Annotated in this window: 5 protein-coding genes and 1 pseudogene; 4 read left to right on the top strand and 2 right to left on the bottom strand. The window is 73.8% G+C overall.

Annotated elements, in window-relative coordinates:
- Nucleotides 1–80: 80 nt before the first annotated feature.
- Entirely contained in the window at nt 81–848 is a 768-nt protein-coding gene (gene map / locus VIU94_RS02555) for a type I methionyl aminopeptidase (RefSeq protein WP_331907036.1), read from the bottom strand.
- 33 nt (nt 849–881) lie between these two features.
- Between map and VIU94_RS02550 the strand changes: the two genes are divergently transcribed.
- Nucleotides 882–1,133 carry a helix-turn-helix domain-containing protein gene (locus VIU94_RS02550; RefSeq protein WP_331907034.1) on the top strand — a complete coding sequence of 84 codons (252 nt, stop codon included), beginning with the start codon at nt 882–884 and terminating at the stop codon, nt 1,131–1,133.
- Nucleotides 1,134–1,138: 5 nt separating this feature from the next.
- On the opposite strand, the gene VIU94_RS02545 is transcribed toward VIU94_RS02550, so the two are convergent.
- Nucleotides 1,139–1,798 (bottom strand): NAD(P)-dependent oxidoreductase, encoded by a 660-nt coding sequence (locus VIU94_RS02545; protein ID WP_331907032.1) that lies wholly within the window; start codon nt 1,796–1,798, stop codon nt 1,139–1,141.
- A gap of 60 nt (nt 1,799–1,858) precedes the next feature.
- On the opposite strand from VIU94_RS02545, the gene VIU94_RS02540 reads away from it, so the two are divergent.
- From VIU94_RS02540 to VIU94_RS02530, 3 genes and pseudogenes are all read left to right on the top strand, one after another.
- A complete protein-coding gene (locus VIU94_RS02540; RefSeq protein WP_331907030.1) occupies nt 1,859–2,227 on the top strand; it encodes a winged helix-turn-helix transcriptional regulator in 369 nt (122 codons plus the stop codon).
- Nucleotides 2,224–2,604, top strand: coding sequence for a PPOX class F420-dependent oxidoreductase (locus tag VIU94_RS02535; RefSeq protein ID WP_331907028.1), 381 nt, complete (start codon nt 2,224–2,226; stop codon nt 2,602–2,604). The genes VIU94_RS02540 and VIU94_RS02535 overlap by 4 nt, the downstream gene beginning before the upstream one ends.
- 104 nt (nt 2,605–2,708) lie before the next feature.
- Nucleotides 2,709–2,938: pseudogene (locus VIU94_RS02530) on the top strand (hypothetical protein); the annotation flags it as partial.

Here is a 2,938-nt window from a genome sequence, read left to right as displayed (position 1 = left end):
GTGAGGTGGGCGAGGGCGCAGGGGCGGACGCCCCGCGCCCCCCGGCCGACGCTCCCGCGCGAGCCCGCCCGCCCCGCCCCCTACAGCGCCGTCAGGATCCGAGGCCCCTCGTTCGTGACGGCGATCGTGTGCTCCGTGTGGGCCGCGCGGCTGCCGTCCAGGGTGCGGACCGTCCAGCCGTCGCCGGCCGTCGCGTGGTCGTCCGTGCCGCCGGCGATCAGCATCGGCTCGATCGCCAGGACCATGCCGTGCCGCAGCGGCATCCCGCGGCCCGGGCGGCCCTCGTTGGGGACGCCCGGGTCCTCGTGCATCGTGCGGCCCACGCCGTGGCCGCCGAAGCCGTCCGGGATGCCGTAGCCCGCGGCGCGGCAGACGCGGCCGATCGCGTGCGCTATGTCGCCGATCCGGTTGCCGACCACCGCCGCCGCGATGCCCGCCTCCAGGGCCTCCCACGCCGTGTCGATCAGCCGGGTGTCCTCCGGCCGGGCCCGGCCGACGGTGAAGCTGACCGCCGCGTCGCCGACCCAGCCGTCCAGGATCGCCCCGCAGTCGACGCTGACCAGGTCCCCGTCGGCCAGCGGCCGCCCGTCCGGGATGCCGTGCACGATCGCGTCGTTCACCGAGACGCATACGACCGCCGGGAACGGCACCGGCGCCCAGCTCGGGCGGTAGTCCAGGAACGGGGAGCCGGCACCCGCCTCCGTCAGGACCGCGCGGGCCGCCCGGTCCAGTTCGCGCGGCGTGACCCCCGGCGCCGCCTTCTCGCGCACGGCCGCCAGCGCACGGGCGACGACCCGGCCGGCCTCCCGCATCGCGCGCAGGGACACGTCTGTCTTGATCTCGATCATGCCAATTACTATACCGGTATTAGAATGGCTCCCATGGTTCGCACACCCCTGACCCCCGAAGAGCGCGAGCGCGGCGAGCGCCTCGGCGCGCTGCTCCGCGTGGCCCGCGGCGACCGCTCGATGGTCGAGGTCGCCGCCGCGGCCGGCCTGTCGGCCGAGACGCTCCGCAAGATCGAGACCGGCCGGGCCCCGACCCCCGCCTTCTTCACGGTGGCGGCGCTGGCGGGGGCCCTCGGCCTGTCGATGGACGACCTCGCGCTGCGGGCGGCCCTCCAGCCGGTCTGAGCCCGTCAGGTCGAGACCGCGAGCTGCACCCGGCTGTGCCGGGGGCTTTCCAGCTCGTCGACGAGGGCCAGCGCCAGATCCGCGTGCGCGATCCGGCCCGGTCCGTCGACGACCGTGCCCACGGCGGTGCGGTAGCCGCCGGTGGGCTCGGCCTCCGCGTTCAGGTCGAGCGGCGGGCACACCATGAGCCAGTCCAGGCCGCCGCCGGCCGCGCCCAGGAACTCGTACTCCGCGACATGCCCCTGCGCGAACATCCGCCATTCCGGCAGGAATTCGGGCGCGTCCATGATCCGTACGCCCGGCGCGGTCTCCAGCGTCGCGACGATGCCGAGCACGACCAGACGCGGCACGGCCGCCGCCGCCAGGCCGTCGACCAGGGCCTTCGCCGCCGTCGTGAAGTACTCCTCGGACGGGACGTCGAGCCGGACCGAGGCGTTCAGCGCCGCGTCGTGCCCGGCGGCCAGTTCGGCCACCGCCCGCGGGTCCGTCACATCGCCCCGTACGACGCTGACGCCGCCGATCTCGCGCAACTCCGGGTACTTCGCGGGGTCCCGGACCACCGCCGTGACCTTGTGGCCGCGCGCGGCCGCCTCCGCGACGGCCGCCCGGCCGACCTGTCCGCCCGCGCCGAAAACGATGAGGTTCTTGCTCTGCTGTGTCGTCATGCGGCGACCGTAGAGCGGGGGTGCCTGGTTACTTCAACGGTACTGGGTTAGCGTCGAGGCATGATCGATCCCCTGGATCCCGCGATGTTCCATGACCCGGACTGCGGGCGCCGAGCCCAGCCGATCCGTGTCGGCGGGAAGTGGACCGCGATGGTGCTTCGGTGCCTGGAGGACGGGCAGCCGCGCCGCTTCTCCGAACTCCGCGTCCCGCTGCACTGGATCACCCCCAAGGTGCTCACCGAGACCCTGCGCACCATGGAGCGCGACGGCTTCCTGACCCGGACGGTCCACGACGAGAACCCGCCCCGCGTCGAGTACGCGCTCACGGAGCTGGGCCGCTCGCTGATCGGGCCGCTGGATACCGCCTGCTCCTGGGCGCGGACGCACGAGCCGGAGATCGTCGAGGCGAGGGAGGCGTACGGAACATGATTCCCGAGGAACTGCGGCGCGCCCGCTACGTCAGCCTGACCACGTACCGCAAGGACGGGACGCCGGTCGCCACGCCGGTGTGGTTCGCCGTCGAGGGCGACGAGCTGTACGTGTGGTCCAACATCGACGCCTGGAAGGTGAAGCGGCTCCGGCGCGACCCGCGGGTCGTGGTGGCCCCGTGCGACGTGCGCGGCCGGATCGCGGACGGCGCGCTGCACCTGGAGGGCACGGGGCGGCTGCTCGACGCGGACGGGCTCAAGCACGTGCGGAAGCTGCTGGGGCGCAAGTACACCTGGCAGTGGTGGCTGGTCGACTGGCCGGCGACCGTCGCCCGCCGCGGGAAGCGGCCGCACGCGGGCATCGCCGTGAGGTTCTGAGCGCCGACACGAAAACGCTCTGTAGCCGCGCTGTAACACGACTGAGGTCCAATGCCTCCGGACCGGAGGATTCCAGTCGACGGTGGCAGCGACGGGCGGACGGCATGACGGTGCATCAGGACGTGGCGGAGATCGGTGCGTTCGCGCACCTGCTGAGGGAGATCGAGGCCCGGTCGACGCCGGGTGAGGGCTGGTACGGGGTCTTCGCCGCCCGCGACCCCGAGGGGCTGCGGGCCTGCCTCGACGGAGTCGAGATCCTGCCGTGGGACGTCGTCGAGTCGCTGCTCGGGGACCTGGGGGAGCCGGTGGGCGGGCCGCACGCGGCCCGGGCCCG

Origin of the sequence: Streptomyces sp. (assembly GCF_036566765.1) — a bacterium.
GTDB lineage: Bacteria > Actinomycetota > Actinomycetes > Streptomycetales > Streptomycetaceae > Streptomyces.
Note: the sequence above shows the minus strand (reverse complement) of the source record. Positions and strands in the feature narration are given on the sequence as shown.

Bases quoted from the DNA above. Each gene is read 5' to 3' on its own strand.
- map (WP_331907036.1), bottom strand. From the start codon at position 848: ATGATCGAGATCAAGACAGACGTGTCCCTGCGCGCGATGCGGGAGGCC.
- VIU94_RS02550 (WP_331907034.1), top strand. From the start codon at position 882: ATGGTTCGCACACCCCTGACCCCCGAAGAGCGCGAGCGCGGCGAGCGC.
- VIU94_RS02535 (WP_331907028.1), top strand. From the start codon at position 2,224: ATGATTCCCGAGGAACTGCGGCGCGCCCGCTACGTCAGCCTGACCACG.
- VIU94_RS02540 (WP_331907030.1), top strand. From the start codon at position 1,859: ATGATCGATCCCCTGGATCCCGCGATGTTCCATGACCCGGACTGCGGG.
- VIU94_RS02545 (WP_331907032.1), bottom strand. From the start codon at position 1,798: ATGACGACACAGCAGAGCAAGAACCTCATCGTTTTCGGCGCGGGCGGA.